The following is a 21,180-nucleotide window of genomic DNA, read 5'->3' as shown; positions in this document are numbered from 1 at the left end:
CGATATTCTCCTTAGTTCGTTTCTTCAGCGAATACTTGAGTCCATTGATCTTTTTTCGCTAACATTTCACGTGCTAATTCTTTCGCGCCTTCTAAACTATGGCTCGCAGCCCAACCGCATTGCACTTCATTGCACGCTGGCACTTCGTCTGCTCCTAAGACATCTTTTAATGTATTTTCTAAAATGTGAAGGATTTCATCATAATCATCCAAATTAATAACAGATAAATAAAAACCTGTTTGGCAACCCATTGGTCCGATATCAACGATGTCATCTGAGTGATTACGGCTGTGTTCAGCCATCATGTGTTCAAGAGAATGAAGACCAGGCATGTCCATATATTCTTTGTTTGGCTGCTTGAATCGGATATCGTATTTGCGAATGGTATCGCCTTTAACTCCTGTTTTTTCCCCTGCTAAACGGACATACGGTGCCGCTACTTTTGTGTGATCTAAGTTAAAGCTTTCAACATTCATTTTTTTCATCTCTATCGCTCCTTAAATTTTAGTTGCTTCTATCAGAAAGACGTAGTTGTTCATCTTCGACAAGTTTACGGTAAACCCTGCTTTTGTGATCAACTCTTTTAAGTTCGGAATCGTTGTATAGTATTCACGGTTCAAATCTTCTACTAAATTAAAATGACCTCTTGCTTGTTCAAAAGCAATCATTTCTTGTTTGCTTTGTTCTGTATCAAACATGGTATCCGCAAAAATCACTTTACCGCCAGCTGGCAGCTTTTCGGCGTAAATCTGAAATGCCTGCGCTTTTTCTGCATCTGTTAAATGATGAAATGCGTAGGAACTTACAAAACTTTGCGCCGAAATTGGTGTGTCAAACTCCAAAAAATCTCCGTCTATTACGGGTAAATCCGGCATTTTTTGAGCGGCCACTTGCCGCATAGCTTGGTTTGGTTCGACTCCTACTACCTCTAGATTTCGCTCAAGTAATTTTTTCGTCAAATTGCCCGTACCAACGCCAAATTCTATGACAGGTCCAATAGCTGCCTCAGCAACTGCCTGTAAAATTTCGTTATATTTTAAGAAGACATCTTTATATTCTTCGTCACTTCCATTAACTGATTCATCGTACGTATGAACCCATTCATCAAATATCTCTACAAACTCACGACCCATAAAATGCCTCCTCAGGTTTTTATACAAAACCAATAGACTTACTAGGTTTTATTAAATCATATTGCTTTAAAGGTTTCAAGTATTGAGATGAAAGTCGCTTATTCTTTTCCATGAAAAAAAAGCCAGGCTCATATGCCTGACTTTGTTTTAAACTTTAAGAACATGCGGTTGCTTTTCTTTATCGCCAATTAAAATTACGAGCAGTTTTTCAAATTGTGGTAACGATTGTTGAACGATTCGGCCCGTCAATAATGCCACGGCAATCGTCCCTATGCCGACCGGTCCTCCGAGTAACCACCCGAGCAATGCGACGCCTACTTCAATTCCCGCACGAACAACACTTATACTCAATCCAGTTTTATGAACAAGTAGCATCATCAAGCTATCTCGTGGACCCGCACCGATTTTGGGCGATACATAAAGACCTACACCATACCCTGAAATGACAATACCCGCTGATAGGATTATTATTTGCCCCACTAGCGTGTGAATGTCTGGAATTAAAAAATTAAAAATATCAATAAAGATACCAACCAATAACATGTTTAAAAAAGTGCCGATTTGCGGAACTTGTCGTGTAAAGAAAGCTGTAATCGCAATAATTGTGAACCCAGCAATAACTGACCACGTACCAATCGTCAGTCCGAAATTCAGATACAAGCCAACATGCAACACATCCCATGGACCAATGCCTAGTTTGCTCCCTTTAATCGTCATCGTAAACCCGAGAGCAAGAACGATCAATCCAACAATAAAAAACAACCAGCGATAAAATAACGAACGCTTCATTCAAATCCTTCTTTCTATATGTTGATATGAAAAATCCATCCATTCACGAAAGAATGGATGGAGGCTTTATTGAATTGGTGTGGTCAACTCAGCAAAATAACCTTTTGTTACAGACACAAGTTCAGTTGGTGACAATTTTATCTGCATGCCGATTTTACCGGCAGAAACAATCAGCTCGGACAATTGCTCGGCTTCTGCAGACACAAATGTTGGAAATGGTTTTTTCATTCCGACAGGTGAACAACCACCTCGAACATAACCTGTTAAGGACAAAATATCTTTTACAGGAATCATTTCGATTTTCTTTTCATCGGCGGCTTTTGCTGCTTTTTTCAAGTCTAATTCTTGTGCTACCGGAATCACGAAAACATAGATTTGTTTTGATGCACCTGATGCGACAAGCGTTTTATAGACAAGTTCTGGCGGATAACCGATTTTACCAGCTACCGATACTCCGTCCACTTTGCCATCTTCTACTGAATAATGGAGTAGCTCATACGGAATTTTTTCCTTGTCGAGTATACGAGCGGCGTTCGTTTTTGCGATTTTTTTTGCCATGACATCTTCCCCTTGCTTTGAAAAGATTCGTTAGTCACAGCATACCATTATCTGTAAAGGGATTCTATTCGCTTTGACCTAGTAATTTTTTTAACGCTTCGGCCATTGCTGTATTTTGCGGTGCTTCGTCTTGTTGCTTTAAGTATTTATTGACGTCTTTTTTATTGGCTTTGGATTGACCGGATTTTTTGCGTTTTTCAAATGCTGACAGTTTTTCACGGTGACCGCATTTGCAAACAAAAATCTTGCCATCTCCTTCACCTTGCAATTCCAATTTTTTATGGCAATTCGGACAGCGCGCATTGGTTTGCATTGCTACTTGCTTTTTATAACCACATTCACGGTCCTGACAGACATTCATCTTGCCACGCTTGCCGTTGACTTCAAGAAGCGGTTTGCCGCAGTCCGGGCACATTTTGCCGGTGATGTTATCATGTTTAAACTTCTTATCGCTCTTCTTAATATCGGAAACCGATTTTTCAGCGAATGCGATCATCTCAGTAATAAACTGCTCTTTTTTCAATTGGCCTTTCGCAATTTTCGTTAATTGCTGCTCCCAATCGGCCGTAAGTTTTGGTGATTTTAAGTCTTCTGGAACGAGCTCAAGCAATTGACGACCTTTTGACGTAATCGTTAAGTCTTTGCCTTTTTTCTCAATCAAGAACGTATTGAATAATTTATCGATAACGTCAGCTCGTGTGGCGACTGTTCCCAGCCCACCAGCTTCACCTAGTGTTTGAATGACTTCTTTTGTTTCGCCGCTCATAAACTGCGCTGGATTTTCCATAGCACCTAGCAGCGTTCCTTCATTGAAAAAAGCAGGTGGCTTGGTTTTGCCGTCTGTTAATGCAATACCTTTAAGCGTCAACTTTTGATTTTTTTCAAAAGCTGGTAATGTCGTGTCGTTGTCATCGCCTTCATCTTTGTAAATGCGTTTCCAGCCTTCATTGCGAACCGTATTGCCTTTCGCTTGGAATGTTTCTTCGCCAGCCGTTAACTTGACCGTCGTTTGATCAAATTCGTATTGCGGATAAAATACCGCGAGGAAACGCTTGACAATCATGTCGTATAATTTATGCTCTTTGTCCGATAACTCGTGTAAAGGCGGCGTTTCTTCTGTCGGGATAATCGCGTGGTGATCGGAAACTTTCGCGTCATCGATTACGCCTTTTTGCGGTGCTACAGGGTTTTTCAAAATCATCGAAGCTGCACTGCGGTATGGTCCCATTTGTATGGCTTTGATGCGATCTTTTAACGTATCACGCATATCGCTCGTTAAATGCTTCGAATCAGTACGCGGGTATGTCACGATTTTATATCGCTCGTACAAGTTTTGCAGCGTATTCAGCGTTTCTTTTGCTGACCAGCTATAGCGCTTATATGCTTCTTTCTGCAGTTCCGTTAAATCGAATAAAGGCGGTGCAGGCTGACGTTTCGGCGTAATTTTAATATCCGTTACAGTACCTTCATGCGTGTTTTCGAGTTTATTGAACAGCTTATCGATTTTTTCTTTATCAAATGATTGTGTCGAGTTTCCATCTGTCCATGTAAATGTCGCTTGGTCGGTGATAGCTTGCATACCGTAATACGGTTTCGGCTGGAAATTGCGAATTTGTTTTTCCCGTTCCGCAATCATAGCAAGCGTCGGCGTTTGCACGCGACCTGTTGATAATTGCGCATTGTATTTAACCGTTAGCGCGCGTGTAGCATTAATGCCAACAACCCAATCCGCTTCTGCACGTGCAACAGCTGCTGCATATAGATTTTCGTAAGCGCGACCGTCTTTTAAGTTATTGAACCCGTCCTTGATGGCTTTGTCGGTAACCGACGAAATCCATAAACGCTTTACTGGTTTACGTGTATTGGTTTTTTCTAAAATCCAACGTGCGACAAGCTCACCTTCGCGGCCAGCGTCTGTTGCGATGATAACTTCTTTTACATCGCCGCGCTGTAATTGGGATTTTACTGCATTAAATTGTTTCATTGATTGTTTGATTGGCACTAACTTGAATGGTTTTGGAATGATTGGCAAAGTGTCCATTTTCCATTCTTTAAAGTCATTATTGTATTGCTCTGGTTGCGCATGCGTCACTAAATGGCCAAGTGCCCACGTGACAATATACTGCTTGCCTTCTAAATAGCCGTTGCCTTTTTGATCACATCCTAATACACGCGCAATGTCACGTGCAACGGATGGCTTTTCTACTAAAACGATTGATTTCATTTATATTCACCCTCATTTCTACTGTGATTATTGTAACATTTTCTGTTGGGACTGGCTTTTGAGAGGTGTTTTTGGGCGTTGGACAGTATTTTCTTGATTTGGACAGTATTCCGTCGAATTCGGACAGTATTCTAACCAATTTGGACAGTATTTCAACCATTCCAGACAGTATTTCCATTTACTTCAAATTCTTCTTGCACAGCACTCAAATTCTAGCTATATTTAAAGTAATTTCACATAAAGGAGAGGATCGATTGATCATTAAAACACGCAACAAGCCCCCGGAAATTTTCCAACTCGAAAGTTTGCTTCAACGAATGCCCACCGTCCATCCCCAATATCCCCACTGGACTGAAAAACTTCGTCGCATCACCGCCGGTTACCACGGCGAATTGCGCGTTGACTCCTTTTGGCACGAAATCGACCTCTCGTTACCGCATTATTTCATCCACGACTTATTCATCCAAAAAGAGAAGTCTTCCCATCAAATTGATAGTGTTCTTGTGACTAGTCGTTTTGTGCTTGCGCTAGAAATCAAAAGCATTTCCGGCTTGCTCAATTTCGATCCTACTTTAAGGCAATTTTCCCGAACCAACAAAGACGGCAGCATCGATGGCATGAACAATCCCGACGATCAATTGTGCCGCCACGAGAAATGGTTGAAACAGTTTTTACTCAAGCAACGCATCCAGCTGCCAGTAATCGGCGCCATCGTTTTCACGTACCCATCATCTGTGATTCAATCTCGCGCAGGCAGCCGCATCATAATTCAGTCATCCGGATTGCCGCATCTCATGGAGCAATTGTTGATTCGTCATCCGCGCGATGTGTTATCTAAGAAAAAAACTGAAGCCCTGGCGCAAAACTTACTTATGCTACATTCAATAAAACCATTTGTGTCACTCGGACTTACAGATTCGTTTTCGTCTGGCGTGTTATGTCCCAACTGTCCGTATTGCTTGTTGCAGTATCGCGGTGGAAAATGGCGTTGCAATATTTGCCAGCACTTTGATCCTATCGCGCATCTTGATGCGCTCAGGCAATACCGCAGTTTGGTCAAAACGACGATCAACAATCGAGAGTTCCGCGACTTTACAGGAATCACATCTCCTTCGATTGCTTCTAAGCTATTAGCGAGCATGAAAATGCCTTATCACGGCAGTTTTAAAGATCGACAGTATGTGATTCCAGAGGCTTTTTAGCGTTCCGACAGTATTTTCGTGATTTGGACAGTATTTGATTGAATTTGGACAGTATTTCACCCGATTCCGACAGTATTTCGTCTCATCTCGACAGTAAGCCCTATTAATGGAATAAAACCTAAATCCATTTCAAATAAAATCCAAAAAGAAGAAACCTCCCACAGGTAGTGCACCCCAAAAGTTAGATTTGAACTCTAACTTTAAGGGGTGCACTACCTGTGGGAGGTTTCTTTCACTACTTAATCAATGATTATCTAATGTTTCTTTCGACAAATGTTTGCTCATTTCAGCGTATTGCACGAAAACACGCGCCAATTCGCGTAAGCGATTGTGAACATCTTCGCTTACAATCGTATTAGTTTCGTCAAAATGACTCGTATGTGTGTACACATAGTTTGGCGTTACGAGACAGCGGAAGTAATCTAGAATCGGCTTCAACTGATTTTCGATGACTAAGTGATGCTGATACGTTCCACCATTTGCAACGATCGATACTGGTTTATAACGCATCGTGCGTGGATGAAGCATATCAAATGTATTTTTTAACACGCCAGGAATCGATCCTTGGAAAATCGGTGTTGCAATGATATAGCCATCTGCTTCTTCAAAGCGACGAACGATTTCTTGCATGCTGTCATTGTATTCACCAAGCGGTCGCCCATCAACAAACTGATGGTCGTAATCAGCTAGTTTCAACAATTTCAATTCAATTTCTGGATTTGTTTCATTGATATAAACTTGGATTTGCTCTAGAATGGCACCGGTTTTTCTGCCGATGATCGTACCGTCTACTAATAAAACTTTCATACTCTTTTGTCCTCCTCAAAATACGTTCTTGCTGTTAACTGCATTATTGCAAGCAGCATGTTTGTCTTCATCATAACAAACCCTGTTTCACAATACGTACCGAAATTACTTTTGAGTGAGAGATTTCATTCTTTAGTCTGAGAACCATTTTTCGAACGCTTGCTTTCTAGACGTTCCTGCGTCCGCTCGGATTCAGGAGAAGTTGCCGTAAAGCTGACAATGGTATCTCCAGCTTTCGGTTCGAGTTTGTTGTTTTCTGCAAAAAATTCGATTTTGCCATGCGCGTAATGAACAAATAGCGGAATGGTATCTTCCGTCCATTTTGCTTTGAAATCTTCATAACTAAATTGTTCCGTCAACTGGGTTTTTCGCATCGTGTATCCTTCTTCTGCTTTCCACTCCAACTCATGAATATTCCATACTTCTCCGAACAAAGTTCGTCCGCTTAACGATGAATGAAAATCTCCAGGATCTCCTTCATGAATCGCAGTTTGATAAAGGTTGGCTCGCCCCATTTCAGGAACAAAGTTATTGACCACAAGGGCATTATACGAATCGGTACCCGTGGCGACAACCATTGTTTCATATGGCGTTAAATCCACTTCGTAATCTGTATGCTCTGATAAAATATCTCCCGCATAGGTTTTCAGCCCACTTTGACGCGCTTTTTGCAGTCGCCCCCAAGAAGAATCAATAATTAACACACCTTTTTCAAATTCCGTTAACACTTCTCCAAGCTTTGTTGCAAATCGGCTCGCACCAATAATAATGACCCCTGGATCTTTTGCTGCCACAAGACCGAGTTTCTTGCCTACCCAGCCAATTGTAAAACCATGAACCACTACGGTAGAAAACACTAGGGCAAATGTTAAGGCTGTCAGCAGTTCTGCATCTTCAAATCCTGCTTCAAGTAAGACCCCCGCAAAATAACCTGAAACGGTTAATGCCACAATACCACGTGGTGCTATCCAACTGACTAAGGTTTTTTCTTGTATCGTTAAATCTGTACCAATTGTGGAGAGCCAAATCGATAAGGGACGCACAATAAACAACATCGCCAATACGAATGAAATGATCTCCCAATTAAAAATTCCGATTAATACATCAAGATTTAAAGAAGCAGTCAACATAACGAAAATACTCGAAATTAATAACACTGATATATTTTCTTTAAAATGGCGCATGTCGTTAATTGAGGCAATTTTCATATTCGCCATGACCATACCCATCGCGGTTACTGCTAGTAAGCCTGTTTCGTGCATTACAATATCGGAAATAACGAAAATTAGCAAAACGACACCAAAAACCATTGGTGCTTTTAAAAATTCAGGCACTTGTCCTTTTTCGAACATCATTCCCATCAAAATCCCTGCTCCTGCACCAAGAGCTACAGCGAATAAGGAAGCTAAGAAAAACAAGCCAAATGCCGCTGCTGTTTCATCTCCAATAGCGAATAACACAAACTGGAATGCAAATAATGCAAGCAACGCGCCAAAAGGATCGACTACAATGCCTTCCCATTTCAAAATAGCGGCTGGACGTGATTTTAATTTTGCTTGGCGTAGCATAGGCAAAATAACGGTTGGACCCGTTACGATAAACAAACCACCAATAACAAATGCCACACCAAGCGATAATCCGGCGATGTAATGGGCCGCAAGCGAACCAGCAATCCACGCAATAAATGCACCAAAAGTAACGATTCGTAAAATTGGTTTCCCAAACGTACGGATTTCCTTAAAGTTCAAATTTAAACTACCTTCAAATAAAATGATGGCAACTGCTAATGAAATAAAAGGATTAAATAATTCGCCGAAACTGTCAGCGGGATGGATTACTTCAAAAATCGGGCCGACAAGAAGTCCGGCAATCGACATTAGAACAATGGCTGGAAGCTGAAGACGCCAGGCAATCCACTGGGAGAGTACTCCTAGAAAAATAATTAACATTAAGTCGAACAATAAGCTGTCGATAGCGCATCACTTCCTTTAGTTTCTTTTATGGAATTATACAGGTTTTATATACCGAATGAAAATCGTAAAGCATTCAATTTCTACGTTATTGTGTTACAATGATAGAAAAATAAGGGTGATTTTGTGAACAAACAGGAATTGGAGTATGCGATTGCTGAACTGAAGATGGATTACGTGCGCCATCAAGGTGATATCGAGAAGCTAGAAACCACTGGACATGCAGGTATGGTGGAGAAAGCCGAATTGCGTTTGGAAAAAATGGAACTACAACTTGCGGAATTAAACAAAAAACTCGCGGATCTGTAACCGCGGTTTTTTTTATGATAATGGAGGAATTTATTAAATGAGTTTATTAACAGTAGAAAATTTAAGTCACACTTTCGGGGATCGGACACTTTTTAACGATGTGTCGTTCCGTTTAGTCGAAGGTGAACATGTTGGATTAGTTGGAGCTAACGGTGTCGGCAAATCGACGATGATGAATATTATCACAGGCAAAATCATTCACGATGATGGGCGCGTAGAATGGCAGCCACGGACACATTATGGTTATTTAGATCAGCACACGCAGCTGCAGCCAGGACGTACAATTCGTGAGACTCTTCAAGATGCCTTCTTACCACTATATAAAAAAGAAGCCGAATTGAATGATATCGCGATGCAAATGGGCGATGCAGATCCTGATCGTTTAGAAGAGTTACTAGAGCAAATGGCTGAAGCACAAGACGCTTTAGACGCTGGAGATTTTTATACATTAGACGGCAAAGTTGAAGAAATTGCGCGCGGTTTAGGTCTTGATGCAATTGGACTTGAACGTAACGTAGAAGCCCTTTCAGGTGGACAACGTACGAAGCTATTACTAGCGAAGTTGCTTTTGGAAAAACCAAAAGTTTTACTACTAGATGAGCCGACTAACTATCTTGATGAAGAACATATTCAATGGCTCGTCAATTACTTGAAAAACTATCCACATGCTTTCTTATTGATTTCACATGATACAGAATTTATGAGCAGTGTGACTGATGTTATTTTCCACTTGGAATTTTCACGTTTAACACGCTATACAGCAACGTATGAAAAATTCATCGAGCTTGCTGAATTGAGCAAAAAGCAACATTTGGAAGCTTATGAAAAACAAGAAGACATGATTAAAAAAACCGAAACTTTTATCGCGAAAAACAAAGCACGTGCGTCTACTACTGGCCGTGCTAAGTCGCGTCAAAAACAATTAGACCGTATGGATCGTATTGAAAAACCAGAAATTGCAGCAAAACCGCAATTTGCTTTTAAAGAAACACGTAGCCCAAGCCGTTATGTTGTGGAAGCAGAAGCTCTTTCAATTGGTTACGACAAGCCTCTTTTACCACCATTAACGTTTATGATTGAACGTGGTGAAAAAATTGCGCTTGTGGGCATGAACGGTGTTGGTAAATCGACACTCCTTAAAACCATGCTTGGCAAAATCAAACCACTTGATGGCGATGTTCTTCGCGGAGAATATTTGACGCCTAGCTATTTTGAACAAGAAGTAAAAGCACCCACGCATACACCACTTGATGAGATTTGGTCAGCTTATCCGAGTATGGACCAAGGTCAAGTCCGCGGGGCACTTGCTCGTACAGGATTGAAAAACGAGCATATTTCTCGTCCTATGACACACTTGAGCGGTGGCGAACAAGCGAAAGTTCGTCTTTGCAAATTGATGATGGAAGAAAGCAATTGGCTGATTTTTGATGAGCCGACGAACCACTTGGACATTAATGCAAAAGCTGAACTTAAACGTGCAATGCAAGCTTACAAAGGCACAATTGTTTTAGTAAGTCACGAACCTGATTTTTACGAAGGACTTGCAACAAAAGTCTGGAATGTAGAAGAGTGGATTGCAGCTGGAAAACCAGAAGAAGCTTAAAATCAAAAAAGGGCTATTCCTGAAGGTCATGAAAATGACGTTCGGGGATAGCCCTTCTTCTTTTTTTAATAGGTCGTCAATTTGAAGATTTTTTGGAACCCATAAATTCCGCGCTGCCAAAATGTAAAATCATCTTGGTATTCTTCCACATCTAATGTGTAAAGCGCATCTTCATTATTCCACAATCGGTCAAAATAAGTCGTCATCTCTCCTGTTAATTCACTATCATTCGGAGCTAAAATACGAATCGTACTTTCCATATTGTAATCATTAAATGCTCGTTCTGTGTAATTTGTCGATCCACCCATAATCACCGTTTCGTCTGATGTTTGAATCATAATCGATTTGGTGTGAAATTGCCCAACGATCGCGTTATACCAACGTACCTTTATCCGATCTTCCGATTCTGCTAACATCTCATGGACGACTGGACGATTTGGTAGTCCTGTTTTCTCCGTACCAAATGCGTTTTCATTGGCATCTAGTATTAAGCTAACATCTACTCCGCGATTGGCAGCATCTGTCAAAGCACGAACAACACTGCTTTCTGCAATATAAAACATGGCAAGGTGGATCGAATCGCCCTCTGCTGTTTTTTCAATATCCGAAAGCAACGCATCTAACACTTTGCGCTCGGTCAAGTACTGCACTTGATAGTCTCCTTGTTGTTCTGCGACATCAATTCTCGGAAAATCAGGGCCGTTCGAATAGCGAGATACCGCTTCTTCAGCTTCGAGAATATCATTGATCACAGGACCACTCACTTTAAATGCCATATTGCCATGTAAGCCACTAGCATCGTGAGGATTGGCTGAACTGATGATGGCTTCTTTTTCAGTAATCACGACTTTTCGGTGATTGGCTTTAATGTTCATTATTTTAAGATATGAAGACAAAGTTAAGTCAGGCGCATCACTCGACATGCCATTTGGGATCCATCCTTTACCTCCTGTATCAAACCACTGGAAAATCACCCGGTACAGACCAGAGTAAAGAGGTGTAGAGTCACGCAACTTGTCCAAATCGGTAATGATTACCTCGATGTTTGCTTCCTCTAACGTATCTAAAAACTGGTTTTCATAAGAACCGTAGCCGATATTGATTGGGTCTGTAATAAAGTAAATCGGCATATCTGGATTTTCTGCTTTTTTGTCGAGTAAATGACTTGTTAACATTTCTGCTACTGCAGGAAAATCCGTATCCAAGTCATTGTAGTTATCAAAAAGAAAAAGATCGATGACGATAAATTCTTCAGCTTGGTCGATCATGTCATAAATTTCATTGAATATCCGCAATTCACTTTCTGTTTCCGTTCCTTCTCTGTCTTGTGCAAAAGACAAATCGTAAATCATGTCTACTTGCTCTACGCTATGAAAATCACCTTTACTTGAAACCCCTTCAGGCAAAGGTTTAAATGTTTGCCACACAATAACTAAAATATAAAGGAATGCAAGAACTCCGATACTTCCCATAATAATCCGCTTTTTCTTATCCCAATTTTGAAACCTTTTCTTTTTCATGATCCTGCCCCCCTTCCCTCCATTATAACCAGTAGGAGAACAAAACCGTTATTATATTTTTCACATACATAAAAGAAAGAGGGATTGGAATAAACTCATCCCAATCCCTCTTTTGCTGATGTTTTAAAACAGCCGAAAATCGGTTGCTTTTTTACATTGCTACTACATATTCACGTGTGCGATCATCGTCTAATAACATATCTTTTAATCGTTGTTTGCCTCGGAACAAGCGTGATTTTACTGTACCAATCGAAACTTTCATCACATCTGCAATTTCAATCAATGAATATTGATGAACATAGAAATACAGAATCGTCGTACGATAAATCGTGTCTAGCTCTGCAATTTTATGGCGAATCATAACAGAGACATCTTGTGTTTCAAGTATTTCAGAGACACCCGGCGAATCTGAAGGAATCAAGTCAAGCAGCGAAACATCTAAGCCTTCTGGCTGTTGAACCAAGTGCTTGCTACGTCTTACATTTTTGCGGTAACGATCACGAAACGTATTCATACAGATTGTTGTTAACCACGCTTTAACATGATCTACTTCGGCAATAGAAGACTCGTAACGAACTACTTTCAACCAAACTTCTTGCATCAAATCTTCAGCTTCCGCTTTATTGCGCGTTAGTTTCAAACATAAATGGTAGATATAGCGATTGTATTCTGTATATAACGTTTCCATGATCGTGCCCCCGTCTAGTATATTTATCGAGCGAAGCCAATGTCGCTTCCGCTTTCTCTTATAACCTTATATTGACGGAGTTGCACCTTTCACTCTATCGCTTCTACTTTCATTTCCCTTACAATTGTGTAATAAAGGGAACTTTTTATTATTTACCAAAAAAAGATACCTGTCCGGAGACAGGCATCTTACTAAGCTAATACTTCTTCTTCTTTTTCTTCTTTTTTAGTAATGGTTAAACGGACAATTCGGTTGCGGTCCATTTCGTTGATTTCTACGTGAAGGTTTTCGTATGTGAACTCTTCACCTTCGTCTGGTACATGTCCTAACTGCTGCATGACAAAGCCCGCGATAGTATCGTGGTCATTTGGCACTTCTACGTTGAACATGTCATTTACATCTTCGATTTCTAGACGACCGTGACAAGATAATACTTCGTCCGTCATTTCAAAAACTAGTTCATCGTCTTCTTCATCTGTTTCATCTTCGATATCTTGACCAATCATTTCTTCAATAATGTCCTCGTGGGTGACAATTCCGAGCGTTCCGCCGTATTCGTCGAGAATAACAGCCATATGTTTTTTCTTCGCCATCATCATTTTAAAGACTTTTTCAACACTTACAGATTGCACGACGAACAATGGATTGTCATCCATTAACTCTTCTAACGTTAAGTTTGGATTCATCGACCATTCAATCAGTTTCTTCGAATAAAATAACCCAACCACGTTATCCATGCTTTCTTCGTAAACAGGATAACGTGTGTAAGAAGAATCCAAAATCAAGTCACGAACTTCCTCGTATGTTGAATCAATGGCAATCCCTACTGTATCTGTACGGTGAGTGGACATAACGTCTGATACATCTTTGTGAGGAAAATCCAAAACTCCTTTAATGCGTTCTGATTCTTCTTCCTCAAACGTACCTTCTGTAGAGGCAATATCAACCATTGTACGCAATTCTTCTTTTGTCATGGTCGCTTCTTTTACTGTACCTTTCGAAATGATGCGAATAAACACATTCGTAAATTGCGCCAATAGCCAAGTTAAAGGCAATAAGATTACCACTAAAAAGCTAATGACTGGAAAAACAATATAAGCTACTTTGTCGGCAAACGTCGCAGAAATGGTTTTCGGTAAAACTTCTCCAAAAATAATAAGCACCAGTGTTAATATAGCAGTGGCTACACCAACTTCCCACCCTCTCGAAATGGCAATCATTGTTACCAATGTTGGCAGCATGATGTTGGCGATATTGTTACCAATTAAAATTGTAGTGATCATTCGGTCCGGCTTCGCAATTAACTTCTGCAGTTTCTGCGCCTTGGCATCACCCTGCTCCGCGCGAAGATGGACCTTCATCCTATTTACCGCAGTTAATGCCGTTTCGCTTCCCGATAAGAAAAACGACATGATTAAAAAGATTCCTAATGCTATAAACAATTTTATTTCCTCCAGTGTCATAAACACATAATTTTACGAACTCTTTCCGTAGTAAACACTATACCATAGCCAATTTCCCCTTGTCGAAAACCAAAACTTGGTATGTTATAATTTTTTCAAACATAAATATACTGAATCGAGGGATCTTGATGAACGCTCAAGCAATAGACCAATATTTTAAAAACAATCGTGAAACACATTTAGAAGAATTAAAAGCATTTTTACGCATTCCTTCAGTCAGCTCTTTATCCGAGCATAAAGAAGATATGCAAAAAGGGGCAGAATGGTTAGTTACTGCTTTAGAAAATGCAGGACTAGAAAATGTGAAAATCGATGAAACCGAAGGACATCCAGTTGTTTATGCAGACTGGCTTCATGCAGAAGGCAAACCCACAGTACTAGTATATGGTCATTACGACGTGCAACCGGTAGATCCTCTTCACCTATGGGAATCTGCTCCTTACGAACCGGAAGTGCGTGACAATAAATTGTATGCACGCGGCGCCAGTGACGATAAAGGACAAGTATATATGCACGTTAAAGCTGTTGAAGCTCTGTTAAAGCTAAATGGCGAATTGCCAGTAAACATCAAATTCATCATCGAAGGGGAAGAAGAAATTGGCAGTCCGAACCTTCCAAAATATGTAGAAGAAAATCAAGAGTTGTTGAAGTCAGATGTTATTGTTATTTCTGATACGGGCATGCAAGGTCCAGGACGACCTGCAGTATGTTATGGCTTACGTGGTCTTGCTGGTATCCAAATCGATGTTAAAGGACCAAAAGGCGATTTGCATTCTGGTTTATATGGTGGTGCCGTTCAAAATCCGTTGCACGCAATCGTAGAAATTTTACAATCATTCCGTGATCAAGAAGGGGTGATTCAAGTAGAAGGATTTTATGACGATGTACTTGAAGTATCTGATAAAGAACGTGAAGAATTTGCAGCGCTTGAGTTTGACTTAGAGCACGAGAAAAAAGAAATTGGTATTTCTGAAGACTTTGGCGAAAAAGGCTATTCTTTTGTCGAGCGCACGTGGATTCGCCCAACACTTGAAGTGAACGGCATTACCGGTGGATTCTCAGGCGAAGGCATTAAAACAGTGTTACCTGCAGAAGCTAGCACCAAAATCACTTGTCGCTTAGTGCCAAACCAAGACCCAGATGATATCATCGCAAAACTAAAAGCACATGTAGAATCTCATAAACCAGTAGGCGTATCTGTAGAAATTTCTGAGTTTGATAAAGGCAAACCATTTTTAACTCCTTTTGATCACCCTGCGATTCAAGCAGCTGGTCGCTCTTATGAAAAAGTATATGGCGTGCCAACTGCATTTACCCGAATGGGTGGATCGATTCCAATTGTTGCAGCGTTCGATGAAATTTTAGGTTTACCTGTTGTCTTAATGGGCTTTGGACTAGCGTCTGAGAATTTCCATGCACCAAACGAACATTTCCATCTTGAGAACTTCGACAAAGGTCTACGCGTTATCAGCGATTACCTTTTCGAAGTAGCCGAGTTAAACTAACCTTTCCTATAAAGGCCTTCCCATCTGTAGGGGAGGCCTTAACTTTATTGTTATTTTAAAACTGGAGGCGCTTTATGATTGTTTACTGGTTAGTATCTTATTTTATCGGCAACTTACTGACAGCTTGGTGGATTGGAAAATGGAAAGGCGTCGATTTGCGCCAACAACGTAGTGGTAATCTTGGTGCTAGAAATGCGGGAGCCATTCTTGGAAAGCCGGCCTTTCTCTTAACCTTTCTTGGTGATGCTGGTAAAGGAGCATTAGTTGTTTGGATTGGCTTCTTTTTCGACTTTTCTATTTGGGCAATCGCGGTGGCTGGTTTCGCTGTTATTGTCGGTCATTTGTTTCCATTCTGGCTTAAATATCGTGGCGGCAAAGGCATTGCAACGTTTATTGGAGTAAGTTTTTGTTTAACACCTGATTTATTTTTAGCGATGTTCATCTTATTTTTCGCCTTTTATCCATGGTTAAAAAGCGCAACGTTATCGATGTTAGCGAGTTTTGCTGGATTTATCCTGATGGCGTTTATTCTTCAAGTTTGGATTGTTGTCTGGCCCCTTGTTATGGCAATTATTATTATTGTTATTAAACACAAATCCGATATTCAAGAATCATTCAATAGCCGGTTTCGCTGATTTCCCATTAAAGATAAACCGTTTACAAAGCTCACACTACCGCTAGAATATTATCCATGGTATAGTTTTTGTATTCTAATTATTCTAAAAGATAGGGGTATTTTATGAAAAAATCAATTGCTTGGATTATCGATACGACGGGATTTGTAACAGAAGAATTTAAAGCACATCCTGATGTGTATGTTGTACCTTTGAATATTCACTTCGGGACAGAAGAATTTATAGACGATGGTGTGGATTTAACAAACGAAGACCTTTATAAGCGCATTAAAGCATCGACCAGCTTTCCTAAAACCTCCCAACCTTCTGCAGGAAAGTTTGCAGAGCTGTATGACCGACTAAAAGAGGAATACGAATGCGCGATTGCTGTTCACGCTTCTGCAAAACTTAGTGGCACCATCGCTTCATCTACTGCTGGTGCTGAAATGAGCGAATTCAAAGTGTATACAATCGATTCGCTAGCGCTTTCTTATGGTTTATCCGGTCTGATCGAACGCGGTTTAAAGCTTCAAGAACAAGGTCACCCTGCAGAAGAAATCGCGGAAAAACTCGCCAAGGAAACAGAAAATTTCCGGAATTACATTTTAATCGGTAATTTGACTCAACTTTATAAAGGTGGACGTATGAGCGGCGCTCAATATTATTTAGGGAGCTTGTTGCAGATTAAGCCCATTGTTCAAATTACTCCTGAGGGCGAACTGCAGCCTATCGATAAAGTTCGTTCACATAAAAAAGCCATTCAGTATTTAATCAATCACGCAAAAAAAGATCATGCGGAATTTGGCGTAAAGCGCTTTCAAATTATGCATGGTAATGTATTAAAAGAAGCTGAAAATCTAAAACAAGAAGTACTAAAAGAAATTCCAGAAGCAGATATTTTAATCGGTGACTTAAGTTCTTCACTAGCTGTTCATGCTGGAGAAGGCACAATTGCCTTTCTTTGGAGAAAAGAAAATTTCTAACTCTTATTAAAGACTAAATTCATGCCATTTATTATATTTTTCAGACTTTCGTCACGAATGCAATGGTCCCAACGGATATTCTCGTTTTGTTCTGATACAATAAGAGGAGAAGATTAACCGTGAGGTGGATTTAATGCAACATGTTGAACGAGAGCTTACTGAAGTCGTAAAACTTTGTGATGCAAAAGGCCAATTAAATCCAAATGCTATTGGATATGCAAAGCAGCCGTTGGTAGAAAGCAATTTGCGTGGAAACTTTATGCGTAAAAAGAAGTGGAATTATTGGTGTGTATTTGGAGATGAAATTTTATTTTCTGCAACCATTTCCCACTTGGATTATGCGACTGTCTGTTTTGTTTATTTTTTAAATTATGAGACACAACGTTTTCATGAAAAAACCATTATGCTTCCCTTTACAAGACATTTGAAACTATCCGAAAACGTATTGGATCCTTGTTACTTCCGAAGTGATACGATGACAATCGAATCTGTCTATAACCAAGATGCAACACATTTAACTGTTAGTGTAAAAGAATTCGATGGCGAAGATTTAGAAGCCCTACTGGTCATCTCACATCCTAAAGAGTACGAGTCTTTAAACGTCGTTGTTCCTTGGAATCGTCAAACCTTCCAGTTTTCCGCTAAGCACAACTCTCTTCCTGTCAGTGGTATGGTAAAAATCGGCAATCAACGTTTTGACTTTGAAAAAGTCGATAGTTTTGCTGTATTAGACTATGGGCGAGGTGTTTTGCCAAGAGAATCACATTGGAATTGGGCTATGGCTTCGCAACGCTCGCTTGGAAAAGTAATTGGTTTGAATTTAGGTGGAAAATGGACCGATGGCACTGGAATGACAGAAAACGCTTTTTTTGTTAATGGCAAAATGACAAAAATTCATGAAGATGTTCTGTTTCATTACGATCCGCAAAACTACAAAAAGCCGTGGCTAATTCATAGCAAATTCTCTGATGACGTCAGACTGACATTCTCTCCATTTTTTGAACGCACTTCAAAAACTGATGTACGTCTCATCAAATCGGAAATTCATCAATTGTTTGGCTACTATAATGGGTATGTTCGTTATCCCGATGGGAAAAAGCTAAAAATTATACAGCTTCTTGGTTCTATCGATGATTATTATGCAAAATGGTAAAACAAAAAGACGCGTCGGAAACTCGACGCGTCTTTTTATGCGAAATGTGCCAACATTTTTTCTGGATAGTCTGTAAAAATCCCATGAACACCGATTCTTTGTAATTCTTCTGCATAACTTACATCATTGACGGTGTAAACATACACAATGGCGCCTTTGCGCAAAGCGTCAGTGGTCATTTTTCTAAAAGCCGATGGCAATGAAACGTGAATCCGCTTTGTTCCAATGACTCGCGCGTAATCATAAACGTCGACTAACACTTCAAAAGTTAAAATCGCACTTTCTACTTGTTTGCCTTGGACCACGGATTGAATGTCTTCATGGTTAAAAGAGGACAATAAAATTCGATTTCTAAAGCCGCGCTTGGCAGCCAAATCGATTACCTTATTTGCCAAACCGTCGTATGGGAATACATCTGATTTTATTTCGATATTTAAGCGATGATTGGTGTTTTCAAAAATATCGAATACTTCATCAAGCGTAGGAATTCTTTCCTCGCTCCATTCTTCAGAATACCAAGAACCACAATCTAGTTGTTTTAACTCTTTTAACGTTAATTCTTTTACATAGCCTTTGCCATTGGTTGTGCGATTGACTTTTTCATCGTGAATAATGACAATTTCACCATCTTTCGTTAAATGAACGTCAATTTCTACACCTGTAATTGGCAATTCAGCTGCTGCACGAAAGGCCGCTAAAGTATTTTCCGGATATGAACCCGAGCAACCTCTATGAGCAAAAATCTTCACAAAACCCCTCCTAAATATCCGTTCGTATTTCCCACAGTTCTGGGAAGAAATATTGATCCAGTACTTTCTTCAAGTAATTCACACCAGAAGAGCCACCTGTTCCTTGCTTAAATCCGATAATCCGCTCTACTGTTTTCATGTGACGGAAACGCCATTGCTGAAGCCAATCTTCAATGTCAACCAGCTTTTCCGCTAGCTGATATAGCTCCCAATGCGTGTCTACATCACGGTAAACGATTTTCCAAGCTTCGCGCACACTTTCATTTGATTCGTAAACCATACTTACATCTCGCTCTAAAACTTCTTTATCAATGGCAAATCCACTTCTCGCTAGTTTTTGAATCGCCGCATCGTACAGTCCAGGTGCATTAAATGCTTTCTCTAATTCAGCATGAAGCGGTGCATCTTTTTCATAGATTTTCAATACATGCTTTGTTTTGTAGCCAAGTGCAAATTCAATCATTCGGTATTGATAAGACTGAAATCCACTAGCATTGCCTAAATCATCGCGGAATTCCATATACTCTGCAGGCGTTAATGTCGACAACACATCCCAGCCTTGAATAATTTGTGATTGAATGCGGGATACTCTTGCCAATTGCTTGAACGCAGGTTGCAAATCGTCTTTTTCAATATGGTCGATGGCCGATTGCAGCTCATGCAAAATCAATTTCATCCATAGTTCTGATACTTGGTGAATGATGATGAATAAGGTTTCATCGTGATGTCCACTAACGCCATCTTGTGCAGTTAACAGCTTATCTAGATGAAGATAATCTCCATACGTCATGCTTTCTTTAAAATCAGTCCGAATGTTTTTTTCAGATGCTGCAGCGATATTTTGACCATTTTCATAGTTGTTCATCAATGTCACTCCGTTTAATCTCGGCTTTACCTCTGCTAGTCTCATTTTTACCTATTCTGCATATGATTTAATTATTCCTAGTTGGGTTTGATAGATTTTCTTTAGACTTCCAATAAGAAACGGTTTGCATTCGGACAAATCCAGATTTTTCGTATACGTGCAATGCTTGGTTATCGGTTTCAACATCAAGGTAAACCGAATTTAGTTTTCGTTCATATGCCAACTCTCGACACCACTTCAATAGTTGTTTGCCATATCCTTTACCTTGATGATCTGGATGAACTGCAAATGCCGTAACCCATAAAACCTGCTCTTCTACAACAAGCGTAGCCGTTGCAAGCAATTGTTGATCTTTCTGAAGCAGCCAAATTTCTCTTTCGGGGTCGACCATATTATGTTCTAATATCGGTAAAATCGTGTCATCAAACGCGGATGTTAATAGCTCCGATAATTCTTCAGCTTGTCCTGCGAAAGGTACGATAGTTAGCTCCTCCGATATTTCACTTTTGGGTAACGGTGTTGCCGACAAAAGGATTTCATGAAAATCAAGCTCGTACGCTACACTCTCCATGAAACCTGAAATTTCAACATCATTCACAAATGCGACTAACTCACTTTCTGCCTGACGTTGTGCTAAGCCATGCGAAATGCCATCGGCTAAAGCCGTACCAAGTGACAGTCGTCTGTACTCTGGGTGAACGTAAAGTGACCATTCGTAATGATGCAATCCAACCATATCTGCCGCTGATGCAAAACCGATTAATTCTTCTTGTTCTGTATAAGCCAGTACCACAAATCCTCTTGCATCCGCTGCTCTCCAAAGCGATGGGTGAAGCACTGTTTTTGCTTCAGCGGATAGCCCTTCTAGCAATTTTGACATATCGTTAGCTGTTTGCTCATCTACTGGAAATGAACTGATTGATAAAGATAAATCCATTTTGACACCTCCTAATAATTTGATTTTGTTCGCATACGTTTTATCCGTTTCTTAAACCATCCGGTATTTTTATCCTATCATACCGCATGAAAGAGTGGCGCTAAGAAA

Annotated in this window: 20 protein-coding genes; 7 read left to right on the top strand and 13 right to left on the bottom strand. The window is 40.2% G+C overall.

All coding sequences use genetic code 11. From position 1 onward, the window contains the following. Positions 1–11: 11 nt before the first annotated feature. The 5 genes from GPDM_RS07775 to GPDM_RS07755 all read right to left on the bottom strand — a co-directional run bounded on the left by GPDM_RS07775 (position 12) and on the right by GPDM_RS07755 (position 4,704). A complete protein-coding gene (locus GPDM_RS07775; protein ID WP_008430420.1) occupies positions 12–485 on the bottom strand; it encodes an S-ribosylhomocysteine lyase in 474 nt (157 codons plus the stop codon). A gap of 12 nt (positions 486–497) precedes the next feature. Then, complete coding sequence (locus GPDM_RS07770) at positions 498–1,133, bottom strand: class I SAM-dependent methyltransferase (RefSeq protein WP_008430418.1); 636 nt, start codon at positions 1,131–1,133, stop codon at positions 498–500. A gap of 147 nt (positions 1,134–1,280) precedes the next feature. After that, positions 1,281–1,922 (bottom strand): YczE/YyaS/YitT family protein, encoded by a 642-nt coding sequence (locus GPDM_RS07765; RefSeq protein WP_008430417.1) that lies wholly within the window; start codon positions 1,920–1,922, stop codon positions 1,281–1,283. 66 nt (positions 1,923–1,988) lie between these two features. Continuing rightward, complete coding sequence (gene ybaK / locus GPDM_RS07760; RefSeq protein ID WP_008430416.1) at positions 1,989–2,480, bottom strand: Cys-tRNA(Pro) deacylase; 492 nt, start codon at positions 2,478–2,480, stop codon at positions 1,989–1,991. A 64-nt stretch (positions 2,481–2,544) separates the two neighbouring features. Then, a complete protein-coding gene (locus GPDM_RS07755; protein WP_008430415.1) occupies positions 2,545–4,704 on the bottom strand; it encodes a DNA topoisomerase III in 2,160 nt (719 codons plus the stop codon). Between the two features lie 254 nt (positions 4,705–4,958). Here GPDM_RS07755 and GPDM_RS07750 point away from each other — a divergent pair, with 254 nt between their 5' ends. After that, a complete protein-coding gene (locus GPDM_RS07750; protein ID WP_008430414.1) occupies positions 4,959–5,906 on the top strand; it encodes an NERD domain-containing protein in 948 nt (315 codons plus the stop codon). 243 nt (positions 5,907–6,149) lie between these two features. Here GPDM_RS07750 and GPDM_RS07745 read toward each other — a convergent pair whose 3' ends face one another. Both GPDM_RS07745 and GPDM_RS07740 read right to left on the bottom strand, forming a co-directional pair. After that, on the bottom strand, positions 6,150–6,713 hold the full coding sequence (locus tag GPDM_RS07745; protein WP_008430413.1) for an NADPH-dependent FMN reductase: 564 nt from the start codon (positions 6,711–6,713) through the stop codon (positions 6,150–6,152). Between the two features lie 125 nt (positions 6,714–6,838). Beyond that, positions 6,839–8,662 carry a cation:proton antiporter gene (locus GPDM_RS07740; protein ID WP_039863124.1) on the bottom strand — a complete coding sequence of 608 codons (1,824 nt, stop codon included), beginning with the start codon at positions 8,660–8,662 and terminating at the stop codon, positions 6,839–6,841. A 147-nt stretch (positions 8,663–8,809) separates the two neighbouring features. On the opposite strand from GPDM_RS07740, the gene GPDM_RS07735 reads away from it, so the two are divergent. Together GPDM_RS07735 and GPDM_RS07730 are read left to right on the top strand one after the other, a co-directional pair. Then, positions 8,810–8,992: an SE1832 family protein gene (locus tag GPDM_RS07735; RefSeq protein WP_008430410.1), complete on the top strand. Its 183-nt coding sequence runs from the start codon at positions 8,810–8,812 to the stop codon at positions 8,990–8,992. 37 nt (positions 8,993–9,029) lie between these two features. Next, positions 9,030–10,595 carry an ABC-F family ATP-binding cassette domain-containing protein gene (locus GPDM_RS07730; RefSeq protein ID WP_008430408.1) on the top strand — a complete coding sequence of 522 codons (1,566 nt, stop codon included), beginning with the start codon at positions 9,030–9,032 and terminating at the stop codon, positions 10,593–10,595. 65 nt (positions 10,596–10,660) lie between these two features. On the opposite strand, the gene GPDM_RS07725 is transcribed toward GPDM_RS07730, so the two are convergent. The 3 genes from GPDM_RS07725 to GPDM_RS07715 form a co-directional block, all read right to left on the bottom strand. After that, positions 10,661–12,115 (bottom strand): phospholipase D-like domain-containing protein, encoded by a 1,455-nt coding sequence (locus GPDM_RS07725; RefSeq protein WP_008430406.1) that lies wholly within the window; start codon positions 12,113–12,115, stop codon positions 10,661–10,663. A gap of 151 nt (positions 12,116–12,266) precedes the next feature. Further along, positions 12,267–12,803 (bottom strand): RNA polymerase sigma factor, encoded by a 537-nt coding sequence (locus GPDM_RS07720; RefSeq protein ID WP_008430404.1) that lies wholly within the window; start codon positions 12,801–12,803, stop codon positions 12,267–12,269. Between the two features lie 191 nt (positions 12,804–12,994). Next, positions 12,995–14,245, bottom strand: a complete 1,251-nt coding sequence (locus GPDM_RS07715; protein ID WP_008430402.1) for a CNNM domain-containing protein — start codon at positions 14,243–14,245, stop codon at positions 12,995–12,997. Between the two features lie 149 nt (positions 14,246–14,394). Between GPDM_RS07715 and GPDM_RS07710 the strand changes: the two genes are divergently transcribed. The 4 genes from GPDM_RS07710 to GPDM_RS07695 all read left to right on the top strand — a co-directional run bounded on the left by GPDM_RS07710 (position 14,395) and on the right by GPDM_RS07695 (position 18,521). Beyond that, positions 14,395–15,771, top strand: coding sequence for a dipeptidase (locus GPDM_RS07710; RefSeq protein ID WP_008430400.1), 1,377 nt, complete (start codon positions 14,395–14,397; stop codon positions 15,769–15,771). Positions 15,772–15,845: 74 nt separating this feature from the next. Next, positions 15,846–16,406, top strand: coding sequence for a glycerol-3-phosphate acyltransferase (locus GPDM_RS07705; protein ID WP_008430398.1), 561 nt, complete (start codon positions 15,846–15,848; stop codon positions 16,404–16,406). A gap of 104 nt (positions 16,407–16,510) precedes the next feature. Continuing rightward, a complete protein-coding gene (locus tag GPDM_RS07700; RefSeq protein ID WP_008430397.1) occupies positions 16,511–17,368 on the top strand; it encodes a DegV family protein in 858 nt (285 codons plus the stop codon). 133 nt (positions 17,369–17,501) lie between these two features. Next, entirely contained in the window at positions 17,502–18,521 is a 1,020-nt protein-coding gene (locus tag GPDM_RS07695; protein ID WP_008430396.1) for a DUF2804 domain-containing protein, read from the top strand. A 35-nt stretch (positions 18,522–18,556) separates the two neighbouring features. Here GPDM_RS07695 and GPDM_RS07690 read toward each other — a convergent pair whose 3' ends face one another. The 3 genes from GPDM_RS07690 to GPDM_RS07680 all read right to left on the bottom strand — a co-directional run bounded on the left by GPDM_RS07690 (position 18,557) and on the right by GPDM_RS07680 (position 21,072). Continuing rightward, positions 18,557–19,270: a glycerophosphodiester phosphodiesterase gene (locus tag GPDM_RS07690; protein WP_008430395.1), complete on the bottom strand. Its 714-nt coding sequence runs from the start codon at positions 19,268–19,270 to the stop codon at positions 18,557–18,559. A 10-nt stretch (positions 19,271–19,280) separates the two neighbouring features. Continuing rightward, positions 19,281–20,135, bottom strand: a complete 855-nt coding sequence (gene kynA, locus GPDM_RS07685; protein WP_008430394.1) for a tryptophan 2,3-dioxygenase — start codon at positions 20,133–20,135, stop codon at positions 19,281–19,283. A gap of 67 nt (positions 20,136–20,202) precedes the next feature. Beyond that, on the bottom strand, positions 20,203–21,072 hold the full coding sequence (locus tag GPDM_RS07680) for a GNAT family N-acetyltransferase (protein ID WP_008430393.1): 870 nt from the start codon (positions 21,070–21,072) through the stop codon (positions 20,203–20,205). Positions 21,073–21,180: the final 108 nt, after the last annotated feature.

It is taken from the genome of Planococcus donghaensis MPA1U2 (genome assembly GCF_000189395.1).
Taxonomy (GTDB): domain Bacteria; phylum Bacillota; class Bacilli; order Bacillales_A; family Planococcaceae; genus Planococcus; species Planococcus donghaensis_B.
This window is presented reverse-complemented; position numbering and strand designations above follow the sequence as displayed.